Consider the following 21692-nt stretch of genomic DNA (forward strand, 5'->3'; position numbering starts at 1 on the left):
GTGGTGAGTATGGATGCCATGAACGGGCATGATGCCCCTGTGCAGACCATCGGCCTCTTCGGGGTCGGTACGGGAGAGCGGCAGGGGGCGGCAGTAAGGATCCGGCACAGGCGTGGCAGGGCCCGTCGGCTGGCTGAGATGATCCGCATTGCCAACCAATTCGACATCATCCATGGTCTGACCCCGGTCACCATGCGCCGATTGTTCGAGGCGCTCGGGCCCACTTTCGTCAAGGTGGGCCAGATTCTCTCCATGCGTTCGGAGATCCTGCCGGAGGCCTTCTGCCGTGAGCTCTCCAAGTTGCGCGCCGACGCGGATCCCATCCCGTATTCCGTGGTGATCAGCACACTGGCCGCCGAGTACGGCCGTCCGCTTGACCAGATCTTCTCCTCCATAGATCATGTTCCCCTGGGGTCGGCTTCCCTGGCGCAGGTGCATCGGGCCCGCCTGATCAGCGGGGAGGACGTGGCCGTCAAGGTCCAGCGCCCAGGGATTCAAGAGACCATGGCCCAGGACATCGACATTCTGCGCAGCATGGTCAAGTGGGCCTCCCGGTTCGTCCGCAGTACCCAGGTGATTGACATCCGTGGGGTTGTCGAGGAGCTCTGGGAGACCTTCCAGTCCGAGGTCGACTTCCAGCAGGAGGCCGCCAATCTGGCTGAATTCAAGGATTTCTGTGGCCCTTACGCCTACATCGACTGCCCGAAGCCCTATCCCGAGCTTTGCACCAGGCATGTGGTGGTGATGGAGTACATCGACGGGATATCCCTCTCACGGCCCGCCCAGCTGGTGGCCCAGGGTTATGACCTGAAGGAGATCGGCATCAAGCTGGTCGACAACTATGCCACCCAGATCATGGACCGGGGCTTCTTTCACGCTGATCCGCACCCCGGCAACATCATCATCCGTGACGGCTGCATAGTGCTGATCGACCTTGGGATGGTCGGACGCCTGGATAAGGTGACCAAATCGGCCTTGAAGGACATGATTTTTGCAGTAGGACGTGAGGATTCACCTGCACTGGCCCAGGGACTGCTCCGCTTCGCTGGCACAGGCGAGGCCAGGGCCGAGGACTACCCCTATCTTTTGGCCGACCTGGATGCGGTCGTCCAGCGGTTCGGCAAGCTGGATCTGGCCGATTTGGATATCGCCGAATACGTCAATGCCGTTATGAAGCTGGCCGCCCGGCATGGCATCAAGGTGCCGGGGTCGGTCACCATGGTGGCGCGCTGCCTGGTCACGCTTGAAGGACTCCTGGACGAGTTCCTGCCTGAGGCCAACATCGTGCAGATCATCACCGATCATGTCGGCTATAGCCAGGGCGCGGGATCCATCCTCAAGGAAGAGACCAGGAAGTTGGGCATCCAGGGCGACCTGGCCCTGCATGGGCTTTTGGGCGCCTTGGCTGAGTCCCAGACCGCAGCCAAGATGCTGACCCGGGGCCAGTTGCGCGCCAATGTGCAGCTGGTAGGCTCCGAGGAACCCCTGCAGCAGCTGTCCGACATGGTCAACAGGCTGACCATGGCCCTCATTGTCGTCGGCCTCTATGTGGGCTCTTCGATCGTCTACTTTGCCCGCATCAAGCCGGTGGTCTTCGGCATCCCGGTGGTCAGCATGCTGGGCTATGTGGTGGCTTTCGTTCTTTCGGTCTGGATAGTCCTGGACATCCTGATCAAGCACCGGGCCCTCAAGCGTCGGCGACGCAACGGCGAAGCCTAGGCTGAGAGCCCCTTCATCCTATATGGGTATAGATACTGTCTGATGCTGAATCAGCCGGCGAAGTCCTCCACGGTTTCAGGGTCCTCATGGTCCATGAAGGCGGATTTGCCGGTGTCCATGGCCCGTAGCCGATCCATCTCCGGGTCGGTGAGCTGGAAGTCCCAGATGTCGAGGTTTTCGCGCATGCGCTCGCGGTGGGTGCTCTTGGGGATGACGATTACCCCGTCCTGGACCAGGAAGCGTAGGGCTACCTGGGCTGCGGTCCGGCCGTGCGCCTGCCCGATCTCGGTCAGGGTCGGGTTGGTGAACATCCCCTGGCGGCCTTCGGCGAAGGGTCCCCAGGATTCAATACGGGTGCCGTATTTGTCCATGTAGGTGCGCTCCTGGGGGCGCTGGTGGAAGACGTGGGTTTCCAGCTGGTTGACGGCCGGGACGATTCTGTTGAACTTGACCAGGTCTACATACCGGTCGGCATAGAAGTTCGAGACTCCGATGGCCCGCAGTACACCTTGGTCATAGAGGTCCTCAAGGGCGTGCCAGGCTGCGTAGTAGTCGTTGAAGGGCTGGTGAAGGAGGACCAGGTCCAGGTGGTCAGTGCCCAGCTTCTTCATGGACTCCTCGACCGAGGCCTTGGTCTTGTCGTATCCGTAGTTGGTGATCCAGATCTTGGTGGTCAGAAAGACCTGGTCACGGTCGAGGCCGCTCTGGGCCAGGGCATCTCCGACGGCCTGCTCGTTTCCATAGGCCTGGGCCGTGTCGATGGCCCGGTACCCGGTCTCCAGGGCATCCAGGACTGAGCGGCGGCACTCGTCCAGGTCGGCGATCTGGTAGACGCCGAAACCTTCCATGGGCATGAGGACGCCGTTGTTGAGCTTGACGGACGGGACGGAGGTGGATGAATCGTTCTGCATGGTATTGTGCTTCTTTCTTGGCAAATGGTTTGATGGAACAGGCTGAGGGGCAAAGCGTGCCTCTATGATCTGCTTGTTCAAGGATAGGGCCTTGGAGCAGCTTGAAGTCAACCAGCAAAGCGCGTCCAGCCTTCTGCGATGCTAGCGTGGATAGTGAAGTAGCTGATGGCTGGAGGCGATGATGGGGTCCAAAGCACGATTGGCCGGCAAGGTCGCGCTGGGTCTGGGATTCGGGATTTTGGGAGGCTGGTGCTGGGCTCTGGCTCCTGGTTTTTCGGTGATTGCGGGCCGGAGAAAGCCTGTGGGCCTGTCGCTGCATCCATATGCTCATAGGGGTCTGCATGATGCTGGCTCGGGGATGGAGGTGACCAATCCCAACACTGGACAGACCGCCTACCTGCACCGTATTTATGATTGCCTGAAGGTTGCATCCGGCAGGCCCTTGGGCAGGCACGCCTCGGCTCCGGTCAACCACCGTCGGGTGGTGGCACCCGAAAATTCGCTGGCTGCTTTCGAGGCAGCCTGCAGGGCCGGCTACGGAATCGAGTTGGATGTCCATCTCAGTCGGGACGGCCAGGTGGTGGTCATCCACGATGGAGATCTGCGGCGGGTGGCAGGCGTCAATAGAGCAGTAGCGGACCTGACCTACGATCAGCTGCGGAGGATTCCCCTGTGCCCAAGCCCTGCTGAAGCTCCTGAGCCCGTGGAAGAGATTGCGGGCTCTGCCGACCACGATGGCGGTCCCGAAACGGAGGGAGAGGACGAGAGCCTCGACGATCCTGAAGTGCAGCATGTGCCTCTTCTGTCTGAGGTGCTCGCTCTGGTGGATGGCCGGGTGCCCCTGGTTGTCGAGATCAAGATGGACCGAGGATTGGATCGGGAGCTTATGCGTCGGACCGATGCCCTCCTGTCCAAATACCAGGGCCCTTATGTGATTGAATCATTCAATGTCCTGGCCCTTGCCTGGTATCGGGTTCACCACCCAGGCGTCACTAGGGGACAACTGGTCGCCCCCTATCACGGCCGGGTGGACACCTGCTCCTCGGCTGTGCGCTGGATGGCTGGATCCCTCCTCTTCGATTGGCTGGGGCGGCCGGACTTTGTGGCCTGCGAGTGGCACAGCGGGCACTCACTGCCCATGCGTCTCTATCGATTCCTGGGTGGAACTCCCCTCGCCTGGACCGTCCGCTCAGAGCGTGCGCAAAAGGCGGCCAGTCCGGACTTCGATGGGATCATCTTCGAGTCGTATCTGCCCGAGAGCTGAACCAGCTATACAGCCCGGAGGCTGCAGCGGCCAAGCCTATCGCCCAGAGTGCCATGGTCAGGAAGTAGCCGTAGGGGAGGGGCACGACGCTCATGTCTACCTGGTCGGACAACTGATGGAAGATGACGGCCAGCACCCCCGCCATGGCCAGGGCTGAAAGAAGGATGGCCGAAAGAGCATCAATCACTGACTCCCAAATCGAGGAGCAGACCAAGGTTCCACGTGAAACACCGGCGGCCTGCATTCTACGATTCTCCTGGCGACGCTCATTGACCGCGATGGCGCATGCCTGGATCAGAAATATGGCCGTCAGGACGATGGCCCCGCTCGCCATCTGGGGCATGGCTCGCTGCACCTCCTGTGACCTTTGGATGTCGGAACGAATGTACTCCTTCTTGGTGCAGGCCTTGATGCCCTTGCTGTCCCATGAAGCGTTGAGCTTACTGATCAAATCGTTTGTCTGGACTCGGGGAGCGGTCCTGACTAAGGTAGTCAACCCACGGTTGTCGGGAGCCAGTTGTGACAGGCTGTCATCCATGATCAGGTACTCGCCTGTCTGCCCTGTCGGTGTCATGTCAACAATGGCGGTGATGGTCAGCGTGTGACGCTTTTCGTTTTTGTCGATTAAGGTCAGCGTGCGTCCGAGGGGATTCTTTTCCTGACTGTGGCCTTTCGATATGGCGACCTTACCTGGTCCCAGGTCTGCAGCCGAGCCTGTGATGAAAGCAGGACTGATCGTGTCAAGTGCCTTGCCGCTTTTGTTGATGTGCATGGCACTGATGAAAGGTGCATCGCTTTTGCTGTCTGTGTTGCCCGCTCTTCTCCAAGATTCTTTGCTGTAGGTGACGGCGGATCCTACATCTGCGGACGAGCGAAGTTGCCGGTCCAAATCCCTGGTGTCTTTGGTATCTGTTGTGACCATGACTTCGGCAGCAACCGGCTTGTTTCGGCTGAGGGATAATTGCGCCCAGCTGGACCTTCCTAGGGCTATCAATCCGGTTACGATGACCAGCATCAGTATGATCGGCACCGCGATGGCGGTGGAGCTCCGGTTCTCCTTCCGCGCCCTTTGCCGCGCCAGGAGACCTGCACCTCGGAAAGCCAGTTGGAAGGGGATGCCGATCAGGTTGGCGCAGGCCGGAACCAGGACAGGGGCCAGGGCGCCGATGATGACGAGCAGACAGCCGGTCGTGGCCAGGATCTGGATTTCAATGTCCATGCCGTTGAAGCGGTGATAGACCATGGCCAGTCCTCCAGCCAGGCCGGCCAGGGCGATTATCAGGCGAAGAGGGCCGATTGACTTGGTCCCCGACCGATTCCCTGAGTCCTGCAAAGCCTCGATGGGAGAGATGGCGGTAATCCTTCTGGCAGCGAACCAGGTTCCTAAGAGGCCTGCCAGGAGTATCCCGGCGAAGGCGAGGACAATCCCCATGGGGTGGGGATGCGCGGTCATTTCCAGCGCTTCAAGGCCTGAGTTAATCAGGGACTTGGCGAATGCGGGCACCAGCAGGCATCCCGCCAAACTGCCCACGAGGGCGGCTAAGCCTACCGGAATCATGAATTCCAACAGGGAGATGAGTCTCACCGTGCGGGGAGAGGCGCCCGAAAGCCGCATCATAGCATATTCGCGACGACGGCGCTCGATCAGGAACCCCACAGAAGTGATGACGAGGAAGATGGAGACGAACCCACATATGCAGGCGTACGTTATGGATATCAGTGCAGCGCCGTCTTGTAAGGACAGGGTCATAGCGCGGTCGTAGGAATTCATTGCGCGAGTATCTGGCATCCCGTCGCCCTTCTGAGCGGCAATGGCTACCTGGGCCCAGGCGCTGGTAAGGACCGAGGCGGCCATGACCGCCAAGACCATGACCGTGTAGGAGGACCGATGCTCATGCAGAAAGGATCGCACCAGGGAGGCCAGGCCAGGAGTGCGTGCCTTGGTTCGACCTGCGGTTTGCGAGCCGCCCCCGCCCATCGGTCCTGAGGCACCGGTTCCTGTGATTGATTCACCTAGGGAAAGGGACTTGCCCTCCATGGTGTGCTCCTTTCTCGCCCTTGAATGCTGCTGTTCTTATTGCAACACTGTGCGAAGGCCCACTCAGGGTGTTTTCAGGGTCAGACCAGGGGGAGAACCAGGGTAGCGATTAGCGATTAGGCACTCTTGTGCGAGAGGGTGGGCAAGAGGACAGAGGCGAGAGGGTGGGAGTCGAGGGATAGACGGTTGGGAGAATAGAGGTTGGGAGGATTACAGACATGATGACTGGTTCGCTAAGCTCCATGGCATTGCAGAGCCGGCAGTCTCTATAGCGGCGACTTCATAGCGAACCTATACTCGCTGACGGGGTAGGGGAGGGAAGCCTAGTCCATTTTGCACAGCATCCGCCGGGACGGCCATCGAACACCGTTGAAAAAAGGACCCGAATCGTGCAGATTCGGGTCCTTGTCAGGTATGGGGTTCGTGCCCCGTCAGTTCGTTGGATCAGTCGATGACGCCGTAAAGGCGGTCGCCGGCATCGCCCAGGCCAGGCACGATGTAGGCGTGCTCGTTCAGCTTCTGATCGACTGCGCAGACCACCACCTTGAGGTTGATGGAGGGGTCCATCTCCTCCTTGAGGCGGTTCAGGCCCTCGGGAGCGGCCAGAATGTTGATGGAGGTCACGTCTTTGGCGCCGCGCTCGGCAAGGTATTTGGTGGCGGCGATCAGGGTGCCGCCGGTGGCCAGCATGGGATCCAGCAGGAAGCACTGACGTCCGGAGAGGTCCTCCGGCAGACGGTTGGCGTAGGTGATGATGTCCAGGGTGTTCTCGTCGCGCTTGAGACCGAGGAATCCGACCTCGGCGGTGGGCAGCAGCCGGGTCATGCCGTCAAGCATGCCCAGTCCGGCGCGCAGGATGGGAACCACCATAGGCCGGGGGGAGCAGAGCTTCTTGCCCACCATGGGAGCGACCGGGGTCTCGATGGGGTGGTCCTCGATGTCCAGATTGCGGGTGGCCTCGTAGGCCTCCAGCATGACCAGTTCGCTGATCAGCTCGCGGAAGGTGTTGGAAGGGGTGTTTTTGTCCCGCAGTACGGTCAGCTTATGCTCGATCAGCGGGTGTTCCAGTACGTGAAGTTCCATACCTCTCAGCGTAGCTCAGCGGGTCGGCTTCTGGTAGCGACCGGCAAGCCATGCTGCCTTCGATTTGGGAGTGGAAATGAAAACGCCGAACCATGCAAGCGCCTGTCGGCGCAAACGCCGCTCGCAGCGGCAACAAACGGAGCCCGGGGCTTAGACATGGTCCGACGCAGTCCCCATTGTAGGGCATGCCGGGGTCTGATCTGTGCTCACGACGCGCTTACGCTTCCGGCTTGAAAGGATGGCGGATCCTACTCCAGCCGTCCCCGCCGCCAGAGTGATGCGCCCCTCATGAAGTCACGTGCCGTCTGATTGAGGGAGTTGACGGTGCGCTGCGCCGCATCCACCTCCTTGGCCTCCTGGTCGTCCAGCTGCCGGCTCTGGGCATCCCGGATGGTGGTCTTGATTCCGCGGGCGATCACGTCGCAGAAGGCTCCTGCCCGTTCCAGGGCTATGGCGAAGTCGCCCGTGAATGCTCCGGAGAGGATGGAGTCGGCGGTTCGGATGATGTCGTCGGCCTCCGGGGCTTGGTCCACGCCGGCGATTGCTGATGCAGCGGTGTCGGTGGGTTCGCCCAGCCTCCACAGACGACTGATTCCGTCAGCGTCCCGACGCATCCAGCTGCGAAGCATGTAAAGCCGCCAAAGGATGCCAGGCAGAGAATCGGGGTCGCTGTCGCTCCAGAGCTCGGCCACGACATCCACACCCTCGCGATCTACCAGGGTCAGAACCCGTTTTACGATGGCCGGGTCGGCGCTGTGGTGGACCCGGTCCAGCAGGGAGGCTGCTGATACATGGCTCATCTCGCTGATCTGCTGTGGATCCATGCCTCCGGAGAGCTGGTCGGCGATGGCTGGATCCAGCTGGCCAGGGCGTGAGGGCCGGGATGCTCCGGTGCCAGAGGCCACGAATCCCGTACGGGAGGAGCGGATTGAGGATGAGCCGATTCTGGAGTTGCTGTCAGTAGACAATGGGAGTCACCTTCTGTATGTCGATGATGGTCGGATGATTGGGGTCGCCGGTCAGACTGAGGACGACAGCGTTGCCGGTGGGCATGAAGGGGGAGTCGTCTGGCAGCCGTTTGGACAGCGATCCGCTGGAGCATAGCCCACGCAGCTTCTCGAAGACTCCTCCCAGGACAGGGCGATGCATGCAGATCATGATGGTTCTGTTACCTTTCAGCAGGTCGGCCATCTGCTCGTCAAGCCAGTTGTGGGCCTGGTCTGGGCGTCGGTGGTAGGAGGATTCCGTCAGGCAGGCCTCCATCTCTATGGGCAGGCCTACCTCGTCGGCGTAGGGACGCAGTGTCTGCACACAGCGGATCCAGGGGGAGGACAGGAGGCGGTCGGGAGCAAAGCAGGCCAGCTCCCGAGCCAGGGCGTAGGAGGTGCCGGCGCCCCTGGGGGTCAGAGGACGATTCGCATCCTTGCCCGCCCATTCCTTTCGGGCCACTGCCTTGCCGTGGCGGACGATGATCAACTGACGAGCCCGAATGCCGCCCTGCTCCACCCGGTCCACAAAGGCATCCAGTATGGTTCTGTCGCTGGGGTGGGTCAATAGTTTGCGGGCTTCGGAGGCTCCGACCCATCGTATCTGGTCGACTTCCCTGGAATCAGGCCGGTGGATGGGTCCCAGCAGTGTGCCCTGACCGTCGCCGTGTTCCGAATCGGTCGGAGTAGCCATCCAGTAGCAGATATGTTTGAGTCTGCCGCCCTTGCCGCCCCGGCGTCGGCCCTCGTTGTTCAGGGGATATTCGGTATCCCCCAGGTATGGCCCCAGCCGGACAAGACAGCCTGTCTCCTCGCCGACCTCGCGCACAGCCGCCCGCATGTGGGTCTCACGATTCTCCAGCTTGCCCTTGGGCCAGCTCCAGTCGTCGTACTTGGGGCGATGGACCAGGCAAAGCTCCAGTTCATCAAGGTCGGATCGGGGGCTGCTTCCTGGGGCTGCTCGGCCGTCGTCGCTGAATTTCATCCATCCCTGGAAGGTTGTGCGCCACCGGTAGAGGATGGCTCCGGCTGCCTCGACCGTCCTGCTCATGGCCGGATGCCATCCCGATCGTCCGCCTCTGAGGCGGGCCTGCCGGCTTGGAGGCGTATCATCATCGCCTGGCCCTGGGGGTTCGGGAGTGACGGTCGATCAGGTACTCCTGCGAGTCGACCAGAGGCCGGCCCTGATCATCCCGGCTATGGCGCACGTAAGTGCCGTCGGGCTGCATGTGCCAGGAGCTGGTGGTGTCGGCCATCTGCAGATCCACGTAGTCGATCAGACCCTGTACCTGCTCGGGTGCGGTGATGCGAACCAACGCTTCCACACGGCGGTCCAGGTTGCGGTGCATCAGGTCAGCAGAGCCTATCCAGACTTCTGGCCCGGCCAAGGGACCTTCGCCGATCTGGGGGCCCTGAGAGTTGGCGAAGGCGAAGATGCGGCTGTGCTCCAGGAACCGTCCCAGGATGGAGTGGACTCGGATATTCTCGCTCAGCCCGGGCACGCCTGGCTTCAGGGCGCAGATGCCACGCTCCACGATGTCTATGCGAACTCCGGCCTGGCTGGCCCGGTAGAGAGCGTCGATGATCTTTTCATCCACCAAGGAGTTGACCTTGATTCGTATCCACGCGGGCTTGCCGTTCAAGGCGGTCTCTTCCTCGCGGGCGATCCGTTGCAGAAGCCCGGAGCGGACCGTGCGTGGGGCTACCAGCAGGCGGTGGAAGGAGGACTTGGGCGCATAGCCTGACAGCTGATTGAAGAGCCTGGTCAGGTCTTGTCCCACTACTGGATCGCAGGTGAGCAGACCCAGGTCGGTATACTGGCGGGCGGTCTTGGGGTTGTAGTTGCCGGTGCCCACGTGGCAGTAACGACGTAGGCCGTCCTGCTCCTGACGAACCACCAGAGAGAGTTTGCAGTGGGTTTTCAGGCCCACGATTCCGTAGACCACATGGACGCCGGCCCGTTCCAGCTGGCGAGCCCAGGCGATGTTGGCCTCCTCATCAAACCGGGCCTTGATCTCGACCAGGGCCAGGACCTGCTTGCCGGCGTGCGCGGCATCTACCAGGGCATTGATGATGGGCGAGTTGCCTGAGGTCCGGTAGAGGGTCTGCTTGATGGCCAGCACTCGCGGATCGGCCGCCGCTTGCTCCAGAAAGGCCTGAACCGAGGTGGAGAAGGAGTCATAGGGGTGGTGGAGGAGGATGTCATGCTCGCGGATGGCGGCGAAGATATCCTGGGCCTGGCTGGATTCCACTTCGGCGATCTGCCGGTTGGTGGTGGGAATGAAGGGGCGGAACTTGAGGTCGGCCCGGTCGATGGACTGCAGCTCGAACAGGACCGTCCAGTCCAAGGGAGCAGGCAGCCGATAGACTTCTTCCTGGTTGACCCGGAGCTTGCTGGCCAGCAGCTGTGAGAGGAAGGGAGAGGCGGAGTCGGAAATCTCCAGGCGGATTGGCGGTCCGAACCTTCGCTGCAGAAGCTCCTTCTCCATGGCGTTGAGCAGGTTCTCTGCGTCATCCTCCTCGACGTCAATATCCTCATTGCGGGTGACGCGGAAGGAGCGGGCCTCCTTGATGATCATGCCGGGGAAGAGGTATTCCAGGTGGGCGATGATCAGATTCTCCATGGTGATGAACCCGTAGCGCTCCTCTTTGCCCTCTTCGTCGGTCAGATCGTCCACAGGAATCAGACGTGAGAGATTGTCGGGAATCTTAACGCGGGCGAAGTGGGTCTTGCCCGAGGTGGGGTTCTCCACCAGGACCGCCAGGTTCAGCGAGTTGCCTGAGATATAGGGGAAGGGATGGGCCGGGTCGACGGCCAGCGGGGTCAGGACCGGGAAGACCTGGTTCCGGAAGAAGTTGGTGAGCCGTTCCTGCTCCTGGCTGCTCAGTTGTGTCCAGCTCAGCAGGATGATGCTTTCGGCGGCCAGATCCGGCAGGATGTGGTCGATTACATAGTGGGCATGCTCATCCTGAAGCTTGTGGGCCTGCTCGGAGATGGCCCTCAGCTGCTGACGGGGGCTCATTCCGCTGGCAGCTGTTACAGCGATGCCGGTGTCTACGCGGCGCTTCAGACCCGCCACGCGGACCATGAAGAACTCATCGAGATTGCTGGCGAAGATGGCGGCGAAATTGGCCCGTTCCAGCAGGGGTACACTCTCATCCTCGGCCAGTTCGAGCACACGTTTGTTGAACTTGAGCCAGCTCAGCTCCCGGTCGAAATAGCGGTCCTCAGGCAAGGGCGAGACCGGGTGATCCGAGTGCTTGGATACATGCCGTGCCTGGCCGTCGGTCTCGGCAATATGCTCCGCAATCTGGCTCCGTAGCAAGGCCTTGGAGGGTGCGTCAAATTTCTGAACCATACCATAGCACTTTATTCCCAGGTGCCGTCCTCTGCAATCGTTGATAAAGCCTGTGGATAAATAGGAACGGCCCCCCGCAGGAGGCCGTTCCCACAAGGTCGGTCCAGATGGAATCTCTGCACAACATCATCGTTGCAACGGTCAAGTCTTATACACCCGTCCAACGTATCGGTCCTAGTGGCCATACACTTTGTGGGCTTCCGTGCTCTTGAACCGTCCTTGTATAAGCTATTATGCCAGTTCCGAGGCCGATGGCAAGCCTGTCCATCGGCTGGGGCGAGGGAAGGCTGCCGACTTGGTCTTTTGTGCGATTGCGTGCATTGAGGCAGGCCGAATGCACCAGGTTTGGAGGAATCTGTTGCTTCCGTGTGCTCATCTGTGGCATTTCATGGGCTTGGACTCAAAAACACTGCAATTTCAGGCGTGTCGCGGTCTTGATGCATTTATACACAAAGAGGGCGAAGCGATGTGGAGACATGCGGTTATTCGACCACATCAGCTCCGGGGACTGGTGCTGATGCCAGAGGGCGGATGTACTGGTAGCCATGACTGGAATAAGCATAGGCAGACGGCCGAAAGTTATAAAAGACGGCATGAAAAGGTGGGAGTCTGAAAGGACTCTGCACTCCTTTAATTCGGTCGGGTTGTCCTCGGAACACCAACCAGGCGGGGGGGCGGGCGAGGATACCGGCATCGGGCGGAGCGACCCGGAAGCCAAATATGGGTCCGCTGTGGCCGGATTGGTCTTTCTCTCTGCTTCAGGAGGCATTGGGCTGACGACCATGACAGCTTTGATGGCCAAGCAGCTTCGGGACATGGTCCTGTCATGCGCTCTGGTGGATCTGGACCTGGACGGCGGAGGGATGGATGTCCTGGTCGGCATCGAGGGGGCGCCTGGTATGCGGTTGGGAGGAATCCATGCTCCCCTGGGCCGGGTGGATCCTCAGGCCCTCCGTGAAGAGCTGCCGGTCTGGGATGGCATCCCGTTACTCAGCAACGATCCTTGGAGTGCTCCGTCACAGGGTTGGTGGGACGTGGATGCAGCCGTCAACGCAATGGCTGGATTTGCTGATCTCCTGCTGATCGATGCCGGTCGGGGCCGTGGTCTGGGTAATCTGCGCTCGCTGAAGGGTCTGCCTTCGTTGTTGATGGTGGATATGACCGTGCTGGGCCTTGCACGGGCGAGGGCACTGCTCCATGCTCTGAACAGCCGCAGAGGTGCGGGCGACCAAGCTCAAGACGGTCCATTGATTTCGTGTAGGCCCCCTATGGCTCTGATTGGGATGATGCCCACTCAGCACCGGGTCAGTCATGGCGTCGACCCGGAGCAGGCGGAAGAGTTTCTGGGCCGATCGGTGGACGTGGTTCTCAATCCGCAACCGAAACTGTCTGCATCCGTCTTGGATGGACGTGGTCTGGAACGGGTACCGCGTGCTTACGCTCGGGCTCTTCATCCACTAGTGGAGCGGATTGCAGGAATGATCGTCGGCGAAAGAAGGGAAGAGCGGGTCTCTTCTCGCGAACCGACTCGGTCTAAGGCTGTTCAATGATCGAGAGAAGTGGGGAAAGCATCGAAGGTTCATTCCCTGATGATGATTTCGCTCAGCCGCCCACTTTCGGGTACTTGGATGGGCTGGTGAGCGACCCCGTGGTGACTGACATCGCAGTGACCGGACAGGGCGATGTCTGGATCGACCGAGGTGCGGGCATGGAGGAGGTTCTGCTTCGGCCTGGGTTTGCAGGCCCTCGGGCAGTAAGGGACTTTGCTGTGCAGTTATGCGCTCAGCTGGGGCGTCGCCTGGATGATGCTCGGCCCATGGCCGATGCCTCCAGCAGGGAGGGGATCAGGGTTCACGCCGTGCTGGCCCCGCTCGTTCCAGAAGGCGCTGCCATTTCCATCAGACTGCCCAACAGAAACCCGCCCGGTCTGGAGGAGCTGGTTGCTGGCGGGCTGTGTCCCGCCAGTTGGCTCTTTATCCTTCGGGCACTAGTAGTCAATCGGGCGACCATTCTGGTGACTGGTGGCACGGGTGCCGGCAAGACCACACTTCTGCGGGCCCTGCTGGGCATGTGTCCACAGGAGCAGCGGCTGGTTGTCGTAGAGGAAGTCCGTGAGCTGGGCCGTATTGCCGGTCATAGGAACTTGGTTTCCCTGGCTGCCAGAGAATCCAACATTGAAGGGGCAGGGGGTGTGGGGCTAGTCGATTTGGTCAAGGCCACACTGCGCATGCGGCCCGATCGGATCATTCTGGGTGAGTGCCGGGGAGAGGAGATAGCGGATCTGCTGCGAGCTTTCAATTCTGGTCATCGGGGTGGCATGGCCACTCTGCATGCCGACAATGTAGAACGCGTTCCTGCCAGGTTGGCGGCCTTGGGGCTGCTGGCGGGGCTGGAGCCGAGGGCCTTGGCGGCTCTAGCTCAAGGGGCGTTTGACGTTGTTATCCACCTGGAACGAACCGGAGGTCATAGACATATCGCTCAGATTGGCCGACTGACGACGACCGTTGACGGTCGGCTTTTGGGGGAGGCTGTCTGTACCTGGCCGGGCCGAGGGGCAGCTACATATGGAACGGCCTGGTCGAAGTTTGCCAGGCGGTGGGGCATTGTGACCAGCGCCTCGGCGAACGCTGCGTAGTTGAGGTGGATTATGAATGGCGAGACTGCAGCTTGGTTGGCTGCGATGATAACGTCTGTTGCCTGTTTGGCCCTGCTTCCGCATAGAGGCGACGTGGCCGCAAGGCTCAAGGCCATGTCAGTCAAGCCCTCTGCACAGTCGGATCGGCCCGGCCTGGCGGTGCTGATCACTTCCCTGCTTGCCTTTGTCGACAATGGAGGCGGTCTGATAGAGGCTTTCGAGGAGGCATCCGGGCGGCGGTTCGCCACCCAGGAGGTCACGAGGGAACGTGTCATGGCCATGTTGGAGAACCGATGCCTGCCTCAGGAACGGGGGCCGACTCTGACAATTATGGCCCAGGCTCTGATGGCTTGTTATGGGCTCAGCGCCATCATGGGTTGCCGGGCTTCTGATGGGCTGCGGACCGTGGCGGTTATGCAGAGGCGGCGGGCGGCGCTGGATGAGGCCCGGGAAAAAGCCTTTGCTGTGCCCAGGGCCACGATCCGCCTCCTGTCGATCTTGCCGGTGTTGACAATCATCATGGGAGAGTTCATGGGTGCGCGACCGTTGACCTTCCTATGTCGCCCGGGCCCGGGAACCATATGTCTGATTCTTGGAGCGGCCTTCTATGTTGTTGGTCTGGTTTGGATACATCAGCTGATGAACGATCTGGGCAGGGAGAATCTATGGATTTGAAACCGCTGATTGCCGCTCTGTCGAGCATACTGGCCCTTCTGCTCATGGAATTCGACGGCTTTGGTGAGCGATTAGCCGATGAGCAGGTATCAACTCCGCCTTTGAGCCTGGTATTAGCCTTGCTGGGGGTCGCTGTTCGTCAGGGAGCTTCTCTGCCCAGAGCTCTGGGGGTTATTGGCGGGCTGTTGCCAGGCCCTTATGGGCTTCGGATGGTTCAAGTGGCTCACCTGCTCGAACGCGGTAACGGATGGGATCTGTCCTGGTCGGGGGCGATCGGCGATTCTGATTACGGGCAGTCCATGCAGGTCCTGGCTGACTGTTTGGAGCCGTCCTGGCGTTTGGGATCATCGCCTCTGACTCGTATCGAGACAACCATCCGTCAACTGGATCACCATGCCCGCAGCGCGCTGGCCCAGACCACGGCGACGATCACGGTCAGGCTGCTGGTGCCGACCGGGCTGTGTATTCTGCCGGCCTTCGTGCTGATCGGAGTCATCCCTTGCATTGCGGCCTTTGCGGGTGGGATGTCCTGATGGTGTGGAGTTCTTGTGGGCACAGTTGTCCACAGGTTGCCGATGCAGGTCCACTCGTCCACATGCATCCGACAAGGCGACAGAGATGTGCTGGAACGGGCACAGTGAAAGGTATCGGATGCCGATTCTTTGAGGAATGGCAATTCGCCGGGGTGGGGAAGACAAGGAAAGACAAAGGTGAGAACGATGACATATCCACAAGAGGTTGCAACGGTCTTCCATCTACAGACAAGACAGGCAGGAGGCCAATTGGTGTCGGCTACGACATGGTCTGATGCAGGTGCCGGATCACAATGGTTGCAAAGAATAAGGCAACGTTCCAGCCGGTTCATGACGGCTTTGTACGTCCGCATCAGCCAGGCTATGGATTCTGGAGTGCGTGCCCTGCATGCGCGGCTGAGCGTGGTTCTGGCTAGGCCTGAATCCGGGGCCATCACTGCTGAATACGCCGTGATCATGGTGGCGGCCGCTACGCTGGCCGGTGTATTGCTGGCAATTGTCAAATCCCCTTCCACACGCACTTTGCTGATGGGGCTGGTGAAGAAGGCGCTCAGTGCCGTCGGCTGAAAGACGGTATGGACGGAGACGGGGGTGGCGATCCGATAATGGCACGGTAACGGCCGAGTTCGCCATCATTCTTCCTGCGGTCATGGTCCTGGCTCTCATACTGCTAACGCTGACCCAGACGATCAGGATTGGCATGGTCTGTCAGGATGCGGCCAACGCGGCTGCCAGAGACCTGATCGTCACTCGCGGCAAGAGCGATTCCCAAGAGCTGGTGCACCGGATGGCTGGGCCGCATGCCCAGGTGAGGCTGAGCCCATCAGCCGGACAGACGGCAGTCAGGGTGTCATGCCCAGTGGTTGCCGGCCCAATGGGCGTGCTGCCTGCACAGGTCCATGGCACTGCCGTGGCCATCTTGGAGGAATGAGTCATGCCCGGACATGCCAGAAAGACGCACCTGAAGTGTACCGGTTCATGGATAAGGGGTTCGGATCCGGGTTCCGGCACGGTTCTGGGCATTATGCTGATGGCTCTGGTCGGCCTGGGTCTGGTTCTGGCGGCGCTTCTGGGCAATCTCATGATCTGCCGGACGCGTGCACGTACCGGTGCTGATGTTTCGGCTCTTGCTGCAGCTTCTGCCCTGGACGAAGGACAGGCCCAGCCATGTACTCTGGCCTCCCGGGTCGCCCGTCTCAACCGTGGCGTCCTGACGGATTGTCAGGTGGATGGAGGTGATGTGAGGGTCTCGGTAGGCGTAGACACCGGAGTCCCGATGATGCCCCGTTTGGTCCAGTCTGCCCGAGCAGGCCCCGAGCCCTGTGGATGAGGGAAGGAAGCGGGGCGAAAGCCTTAGGAAGGTAAGCGAACGTGTCTAAAGAAATGGATAGCCTTGAACCATGGCACTAGCACTCTATCGGCGGTATCGGCCTGACACTTTTGACGGCATAATCGGTCAGAAGCAGGTCACGGTCCCTCTCACCCGAGCTCTGGATGAGAACCGGCTGACCCACGCCTACCTCTTCTCCGGTCCCAGGGGATGCGGAAAAACCAGCAGTGCCAGGATTTTCGCCCGCTGCGTCAACTGCGCCAAGGGGCCGACCAGCCATCCCTGTGGCGAATGCGACAGCTGCAGGGATCTGGCCACAGGAGGCCCTGGTTCCATCGATGTGGTGGAGATCGACGCCGCCAGCCACAATGGAGTCGACGATGCTAGGGAGCTTAGGGAGCGGGCAGGTTTCGCCCCTGTGCGTGACCGCTATAAGATCTTCATTTTGGACGAGGCTCATATGGTCACCCAGCAAGGATTCAATGCCCTGCTGAAGATCGTCGAGGAGCCGCCGGAACATGTTATGTTCATCTTCGCTACCACAGAGCCTGAGAAGGTGATCGGCACCATCCGCTCCCGCACCCACCATTACCCCTTCCGCCTGGTGCCCCAGGAAGTCATGGGGCCTTACTTGGAGGGCATTTGTGAAAAGGAGAACATCAAGGCCGAGCCTGGTGTGCTCAAGCTGGCCATGCGGGCTGGAGGCGGATCGGTGCGCGACACTCTTTCCGTACTGGACCAGCTCATGGTAGGCGCTGACGAGCACACCATTACCTATGATGCGGCTGTAGCGCTGCTGGGGTTCACTCCTGCCGCACTCATCAGCGAAGCTGTGGATGCGCTGATCGCCCACGATGGGGCTGGCCTCTACGGGGTCATTCAAAAGGTGGTCGTCGGTGGGTTCGAGCCTCAGCGCTTCGTTGAGGATCTGCTAGCCCATGTCCGCGACCTGCTGGTTCTAAAACTGGCGGGAGAGCGTGCTGAGAGCGTGCTGAGCGAGGACGCTGACGACGACCAGGTGGCCGATCTGCATCGGCAGGCGAATGCTCTGGATCTGCAGGTCCTGACCAGAATGGCTGACATCATCAATGATGCGCTGGCGGGAATGAACGGAGCCACCTCGCCCAGGATGCGCTTGGAGCTACTGGCTGCCAGGCTGCTGGCAATTGGTTGCGAGCCTATGGAGCAGGCACCAGCCCCAGGGACAACTTCCGCCGGTGGCGTGACCCCGGCACCCGCCCGTAGCGGGTTCATCGGCGCTGACAGATCACAGCAGAACGGTCGGCCGGCCAGAGCATCCCAGCCTGGGCGCGCTGACGAGGCTAATCGCTCTGAACAACCTGGCAGAGCAGGATCATCGTCTGTAGCAGCGCCCGTTTCCTTTGCCGGGCCGCAGAGGATGGCAGGCTCTCATTCCGATTCCTTTGCTGGCGGACGGCAAGAGGGCGAAGGACTGCCCACCCATTCCGGCTCAGGCTCTGCCCAACCCGAGCGCAAGCAAGCCCCTTCCTCGCCAACTGGGCAGGCCGAATCAACCAATCCTTCCGGGCCTGCCCGGTCTACGGAACCGCCGCAGTCTGTACAACCGGAGGCTACGCGAGGACAGGGAACAGAGATTCCGACCGGCACAGAGCTGGATAAGCGCTGGGATGCTCTGGTGGCTGCCCTGCCGGAGGAGGTCCGCCAATATGTGGTGCGGGACCGGGTGCCTGCCGTGGCCATGAAAGCAGACCCCTCCGGCCGCAAACGACTGTCTATGACCTTCGACCGTCCACTCAGCCAGCATGCCTTCGCCATGGCCGTGGCTGCGCAGTCGGTTGACGGGGAGACCAAAGTTCCACGTATTGTCATGGTTCGCGCTCGCCAGGAGTTCGGACAGGACACTATGATCGCCCCATCAGGGACGGCTGCTAACGGCGAGACGGTAGAGTCTGTCAACAAGATGTCCCCCCAGCGTCGGGCAGAGGTCAAGAAGGAGGTGGCTCTGGCTCGGGCTGGCTTGGCCACCATGAACCTTGGAGCGGCGGTCATGCCTCATGCGGCCACGGAGCAAGGGCATGCCCCTAGGGAGATGACGGCCTCGGCGGGTCACCAGGGTGAGACCGGAGCATCGACGTCGGACGGAAGGTCCACCTCTGGAGAAGCTGCAGGCGACGGAAACTCCGACGACGCTCACCACCCGGTCGGCGGCCCGGTCCAGTCGTCTCCGGAACCGTTGCCGGCTGCAGGCTTCGGCTCAACCGCTTCAACGGTGTTGCCGGACGACGATCCCTGGGCTCACCCCATTCCAGCGACTCATGTGCCGCAAAAGACCCGGCAGCCTGGTGAGGGCAGCGATGGGACGACTATTCAGAAAGACCATGAGTCCAAAAAAGTTGCTCTGCCGGACATGAGCGATGACACGGATCCTTGGGCCCTGCCCGATTCCGGAATCACCGCTGCAGCTTCTACGGAGTCCTCCAACAGTCAAGGCCATGAAGCTTCAGACCAGGGGCCTGGAGTTTCGAAATCGGTTGATTCGTCGGGGCAGGGAAGCGCCTCGGGTGCAACCTCGGCTCCGACATTGGGGACCGGATCGGTTGCTGACGAAGGGACCATGGCGGCTGGCATCCCAACCTCGCCGGATATGCAGAGCGACGATCGCGGTTCGGGTACCGCAGGCGGCTCGAATGGTTCCCGAGCAATGGCAAAGGCAGCCGGATCTGAGGACAGGAGGATGCCAGCAGGCTTCGCTAGCTCGGCATCCAGTGGTCTCGGTCAGGATGCTTCATCCGCTGTAGCTGCCTCCCAGGATTCGGGGCCTTCTGTGGATCCCGAGGACGATGTCTATTCCATGGACGATGCCCGGCTCGGGGCGGATAATGCCATGAACCAGGATGAACTGACCAAAATGTTTGACGTGACTAAGGTGGAGGATTTTGCTGCTGACGACCCCCAGAATCCGATCAACGTCCAAAAGCGCCGGCAGGAACAGACGCAGCGACAGGGAGGTGAATGATGGCTGCTACCTATGATGGAGCCATTCAAGAGCTGATTGATGCTTTTGCCCAACTGCCGGGCATTGGCCCCAAGGGGGCGCAGCGCATCGCCTTCTATATTCTGGGAGCCGATCGGCGCAGTGCTCAGGATCTGGCTGATGCCATTGTTACCGCCAAGGAGAAGGTTCGGTTTTGCGAGATCTGCGGCAATGTTTGCGAGACCAGCCCTTGTCCCATTTGCCAGGATCCACGTCGTGACCGCAGTATCATCTGCGTAGTCGAAGAGCCCAAGGATGTCATGAGTATCGAACGTACCGGAGAATACCGGGGTTTATATCATGTGCTGGGTGGGGCCATCGACCCCATGTCCAACGTCGGGCCCGGTGATCTGCGCATTCCCGAGCTCTTGAAGCGGTTGGGCACGGATCAGGTCAAAGAGGTCATGCTGGCCCTTGATCCCAACATTGAAGGCGAGGCAACCACCACCTACCTGGGACGGCTGCTGGGTCCTCTGGATCTTCGGGTCACCAGGCTGGCCAGCGGTCTGCCTGTCGGTAGTGATCTGGAATATGCTGACGAGATCACCCTTGGCCGGGCGATTTCTGGCCGTCGGGATCTGTAAGGCACGTAGTCACTGATTCATAGCTTCCCGGCTGCTGTCATTGTTTCGTATATTGGTGGAGGGGGTCTGATAGAACGGTGTCGTTCGTATAATCCATGTAATCAACATGTTGCAGATGATGGTCTAGTGGCTTAACCGTCGCGGGATGGAACAGCAGTGGCACTTATCGTTCAGAAATATGGCGGGTCCTCGGTGGCAGACTCGGACTCCATCAAGCGTGTGGCCAAGCGCATCATTGATACCAAGCGCGCTGGCAATGACATCGCAGTGGTGGTTTCCGCCATGGGTGACACCACTGACGATCTGATCGATCAGGCCATGGATGTGGACTCCAATCCTCCGGCCCGCGAGATGGACATGCTCATGACTGCGGGGGAGCGCATCTCCATGAGCCTGCTGGCTATGAGTATCCATGCACAAGGCGAGCATGCCCATTCCTTCACCGGTTCGCAGGCGGGATTTATGACTGATGCACGCTACGGCGCAGCCCACATCCGCCATGTTCGACCCCAGCGAGTCATGAAGGCCTTGGACCGAGGCGAAGTGGGAATTGTGGCAGGCTTCCAGGGGGTCAATTCTGACGGCGATGCCACCACCTTGGGCCGCGGCGGCTCGGACACCTCGGCCGTGGCCCTGGCTGTGGCGCTCAATGCGGATGTCTGCGAGATCTATACTGACGTGGATGGCGTTTTTACTGCCGACCCGCGCATTGTGCCCACCGCCCGAAGAATTGCCCGCATCTCATACGAGGAGATGCTGGAGATGGCGGCTGGCGGATCCAAGGTGCTGGCACTGCGCTGCGTGGAGTATGCCCAGCGCTTCCGCATGCCCATTCATGTGCGCAGTTCCTTTTCCCATCGTCCTGGCACGTTGATCATGCCCGACGATGTCGATGTCGACAAGATTCCCAATCTGGAGACCGGCCAGTTGCCGGACCGCCCCGCTGCACAAACTGACAGGCAACGGGATATGACGGAAGGAAGGTCATGACCAACGGCGAATCCATGGGCGACTTGTTCCCGGACCTGAACGGCCCCGAGTCACCGATCATCTCAGGGGTTGCCCACGACCGCAGCGAGACCCAGGTCAGCCTGCGGGCCGTGCCGGATCGACCCGGCGTAGCCGCACAGCTCTTCACTATCCTTGCCGAGGGCGGCATCAACATAGATATGATCGTCCAGGCTGGAGCGGCCACCGGAACCGTGGACATCTCTTTCACGTTGCCGTCTGCTCAGGCTGATCAGGTGGTTCCCATGCTGGATGACTCCCGTGAGCAACTGGGGTTCCACTCGGTCGACATCAACCCTGAGGTGGGCAAGGTGACCCTGGTAGGGGTCGGCATGAAGACCCACTCGGGCATTACCGCCACCTTCTTCCGGGCCTTGAGCGACCGGCATATCAACGTGCTCATGATTTCGACCTCTGAGATTCGTATCTCCGCCCTGGTGCCCATTCAGAACTTGGACGAGGCGGTACGGGCCATCCATACGGCCTTCCATTTGGATGCCGATCAGGTCGAGGCGGTCGTTTATGGCGGCACAGGTCGCTGAGCGGAGAGG

The 21692-nt window shown here is 60.6% G+C and carries 19 protein-coding genes; 13 read left to right on the forward strand and 6 right to left on the reverse strand.

The window, feature by feature from the left end:
• The first annotated feature begins 9 nt into the window (after positions 1 to 9).
• Complete coding sequence (locus CI603_RS02295; RefSeq protein WP_121912882.1) at positions 10 to 1719, forward strand: AarF/ABC1/UbiB kinase family protein; 1710 nt, start codon at positions 10 to 12, stop codon at positions 1717 to 1719.
• 50 nt (positions 1720 to 1769) lie between these two features.
• Here the strand turns inward: CI603_RS02295 and CI603_RS02300 are convergent, their stop codons facing one another.
• Complete coding sequence (locus CI603_RS02300) at positions 1770 to 2630, reverse strand: aldo/keto reductase (protein ID WP_121912883.1); 861 nt, start codon at positions 2628 to 2630, stop codon at positions 1770 to 1772.
• Positions 2631 to 2808: 178 nt separating this feature from the next.
• Between CI603_RS02300 and CI603_RS02305 the strand changes: the two genes are divergently transcribed.
• A complete protein-coding gene (locus tag CI603_RS02305; protein WP_121912884.1) occupies positions 2809 to 3894 on the forward strand; it encodes a glycerophosphodiester phosphodiesterase family protein in 1086 nt (361 codons plus the stop codon).
• Here the strand turns inward: CI603_RS02305 and CI603_RS02310 are convergent.
• From CI603_RS02310 to CI603_RS02330, 5 genes are all read right to left on the reverse strand, one after another.
• On the reverse strand, positions 3863 to 5932 hold the full coding sequence (locus tag CI603_RS02310; RefSeq protein WP_121912885.1) for an FtsX-like permease family protein: 2070 nt from the start codon (positions 5930 to 5932) through the stop codon (positions 3863 to 3865). The two genes, CI603_RS02305 and CI603_RS02310, sit on opposite strands and share 32 nt — an antisense overlap.
• A gap of 444 nt (positions 5933 to 6376) precedes the next feature.
• The gene (gene upp, locus CI603_RS02315) at positions 6377 to 7015 is read right to left on the reverse strand and encodes a uracil phosphoribosyltransferase (RefSeq protein WP_015022561.1); all 639 of its coding nucleotides are present in this window, start codon (positions 7013 to 7015) and stop codon (positions 6377 to 6379) included.
• 248 nt (positions 7016 to 7263) lie between these two features.
• Positions 7264 to 7959, reverse strand: coding sequence for a thymidine phosphorylase (locus tag CI603_RS02320; RefSeq protein ID WP_046323916.1), 696 nt, complete (start codon positions 7957 to 7959; stop codon positions 7264 to 7266).
• A gap of 13 nt (positions 7960 to 7972) precedes the next feature.
• Positions 7973 to 9052 (reverse strand): NUDIX domain-containing protein, encoded by a 1080-nt coding sequence (locus CI603_RS02325; protein WP_121912886.1) that lies wholly within the window; start codon positions 9050 to 9052, stop codon positions 7973 to 7975.
• A 61-nt stretch (positions 9053 to 9113) separates the two neighbouring features.
• Entirely contained in the window at positions 9114 to 11360 is a 2247-nt protein-coding gene (locus tag CI603_RS02330; RefSeq protein ID WP_110425893.1) for an RNA degradosome polyphosphate kinase, read from the reverse strand.
• A 782-nt stretch (positions 11361 to 12142) separates the two neighbouring features.
• Here CI603_RS02330 and CI603_RS02340 point away from each other — a divergent pair.
• From CI603_RS02340 to CI603_RS02390, 11 genes are all read left to right on the forward strand, one after another.
• Complete coding sequence (locus tag CI603_RS02340) at positions 12143 to 12910, forward strand: hypothetical protein (RefSeq protein WP_147438267.1); 768 nt, start codon at positions 12143 to 12145, stop codon at positions 12908 to 12910.
• Positions 12907 to 13995, forward strand: a complete 1089-nt coding sequence (locus CI603_RS02345; RefSeq protein ID WP_121912889.1) for a CpaF family protein — start codon at positions 12907 to 12909, stop codon at positions 13993 to 13995. Before CI603_RS02340 ends, CI603_RS02345 begins: the two co-directional genes overlap by 4 nt.
• 114 nt (positions 13996 to 14109) lie before the next feature.
• Complete coding sequence (locus CI603_RS02350; RefSeq protein WP_220702249.1) at positions 14110 to 14670, forward strand: type II secretion system F family protein; 561 nt, start codon at positions 14110 to 14112, stop codon at positions 14668 to 14670.
• Positions 14661 to 15203, forward strand: coding sequence for a pilus assembly protein (locus CI603_RS02355; RefSeq protein WP_121912891.1), 543 nt, complete (start codon positions 14661 to 14663; stop codon positions 15201 to 15203). Before CI603_RS02350 ends, CI603_RS02355 begins: the two co-directional genes overlap by 10 nt.
• Before the next feature lie 330 nt (positions 15204 to 15533).
• Positions 15534 to 15770, forward strand: a complete 237-nt coding sequence (locus tag CI603_RS02360; RefSeq protein ID WP_046323466.1) for a DUF4244 domain-containing protein — start codon at positions 15534 to 15536, stop codon at positions 15768 to 15770.
• Entirely contained in the window at positions 15757 to 16134 is a 378-nt protein-coding gene (locus CI603_RS02365; protein ID WP_121912892.1) for a TadE family protein, read from the forward strand. Before CI603_RS02360 ends, CI603_RS02365 begins: the two co-directional genes overlap by 14 nt.
• A 3-nt stretch (positions 16135 to 16137) precedes the next feature.
• Complete coding sequence (locus CI603_RS02370) at positions 16138 to 16533, forward strand: Rv3654c family TadE-like protein (protein WP_121912893.1); 396 nt, start codon at positions 16138 to 16140, stop codon at positions 16531 to 16533.
• A gap of 70 nt (positions 16534 to 16603) precedes the next feature.
• Positions 16604 to 19531 (forward strand): DNA polymerase III subunit gamma/tau, encoded by a 2928-nt coding sequence (gene dnaX / locus CI603_RS02375; RefSeq protein WP_121912894.1) that lies wholly within the window; start codon positions 16604 to 16606, stop codon positions 19529 to 19531.
• Positions 19531 to 20133, forward strand: a complete 603-nt coding sequence (gene recR / locus CI603_RS02380) for a recombination mediator RecR (RefSeq protein WP_046323913.1) — start codon at positions 19531 to 19533, stop codon at positions 20131 to 20133. The genes dnaX and recR overlap by 1 nt, the downstream gene beginning before the upstream one ends.
• A gap of 156 nt (positions 20134 to 20289) precedes the next feature.
• Entirely contained in the window at positions 20290 to 21123 is an 834-nt protein-coding gene (locus CI603_RS02385) for an aspartate kinase (protein ID WP_121912895.1), read from the forward strand.
• A complete protein-coding gene (locus CI603_RS02390; RefSeq protein ID WP_046323462.1) occupies positions 21120 to 21683 on the forward strand; it encodes an ACT domain-containing protein in 564 nt (187 codons plus the stop codon). Before CI603_RS02385 ends, CI603_RS02390 begins: the two co-directional genes overlap by 4 nt.
• Positions 21684 to 21692 lie beyond the last annotated feature (9 nt).

Origin of the sequence: Bifidobacterium sp. wkB338 (genome assembly GCF_003688325.1) — a bacterium.
Taxonomy (GTDB): Bacteria; Actinomycetota; Actinomycetes; order Actinomycetales; family Bifidobacteriaceae; genus Bombiscardovia; species Bombiscardovia polysaccharolytica.

What these genes read in the sequence shown, in the direction of transcription:
- CI603_RS02345 (WP_121912889.1), top strand. Translation starts at nt 12,907, where the DNA reads ATGATCGAGAGAAGTGGGGAAAGCATCGAAGGTTCATTCCCTGATGAT.
- dnaX (WP_121912894.1), top strand. Translation starts at nt 16,604, where the DNA reads ATGGCACTAGCACTCTATCGGCGGTATCGGCCTGACACTTTTGACGGC.
- CI603_RS02340 (WP_147438267.1), top strand. Translation starts at nt 12,143, where the DNA reads ATGACAGCTTTGATGGCCAAGCAGCTTCGGGACATGGTCCTGTCATGC.
- CI603_RS02330 (WP_110425893.1), bottom strand. Translation starts at nt 11,360, where the DNA reads ATGGTTCAGAAATTTGACGCACCCTCCAAGGCCTTGCTACGGAGCCAG.
- CI603_RS02310 (WP_121912885.1), bottom strand. Translation starts at nt 5,932, where the DNA reads ATGGAGGGCAAGTCCCTTTCCCTAGGTGAATCAATCACAGGAACCGGT.
- CI603_RS02305 (WP_121912884.1), top strand. Translation starts at nt 2,809, where the DNA reads ATGATGGGGTCCAAAGCACGATTGGCCGGCAAGGTCGCGCTGGGTCTG.
- recR (WP_046323913.1), top strand. Translation starts at nt 19,531, where the DNA reads ATGGCTGCTACCTATGATGGAGCCATTCAAGAGCTGATTGATGCTTTT.
- CI603_RS02350 (WP_220702249.1), top strand. Translation starts at nt 14,110, where the DNA reads ATGTCAGTCAAGCCCTCTGCACAGTCGGATCGGCCCGGCCTGGCGGTG.
- upp (WP_015022561.1), bottom strand. Translation starts at nt 7,015, where the DNA reads ATGGAACTTCACGTACTGGAACACCCGCTGATCGAGCATAAGCTGACC.
- CI603_RS02370 (WP_121912893.1), top strand. Translation starts at nt 16,138, where the DNA reads ATGCCCGGACATGCCAGAAAGACGCACCTGAAGTGTACCGGTTCATGG.
- CI603_RS02360 (WP_046323466.1), top strand. Translation starts at nt 15,534, where the DNA reads ATGACGGCTTTGTACGTCCGCATCAGCCAGGCTATGGATTCTGGAGTG.
- CI603_RS02355 (WP_121912891.1), top strand. Translation starts at nt 14,661, where the DNA reads ATGGATTTGAAACCGCTGATTGCCGCTCTGTCGAGCATACTGGCCCTT.
- CI603_RS02325 (WP_121912886.1), bottom strand. Translation starts at nt 9,052, where the DNA reads ATGAGCAGGACGGTCGAGGCAGCCGGAGCCATCCTCTACCGGTGGCGC.
- CI603_RS02295 (WP_121912882.1), top strand. Translation starts at nt 10, where the DNA reads ATGGATGCCATGAACGGGCATGATGCCCCTGTGCAGACCATCGGCCTC.
- CI603_RS02390 (WP_046323462.1), top strand. Translation starts at nt 21,120, where the DNA reads ATGACCAACGGCGAATCCATGGGCGACTTGTTCCCGGACCTGAACGGC.
- CI603_RS02300 (WP_121912883.1), bottom strand. Translation starts at nt 2,630, where the DNA reads ATGCAGAACGATTCATCCACCTCCGTCCCGTCCGTCAAGCTCAACAAC.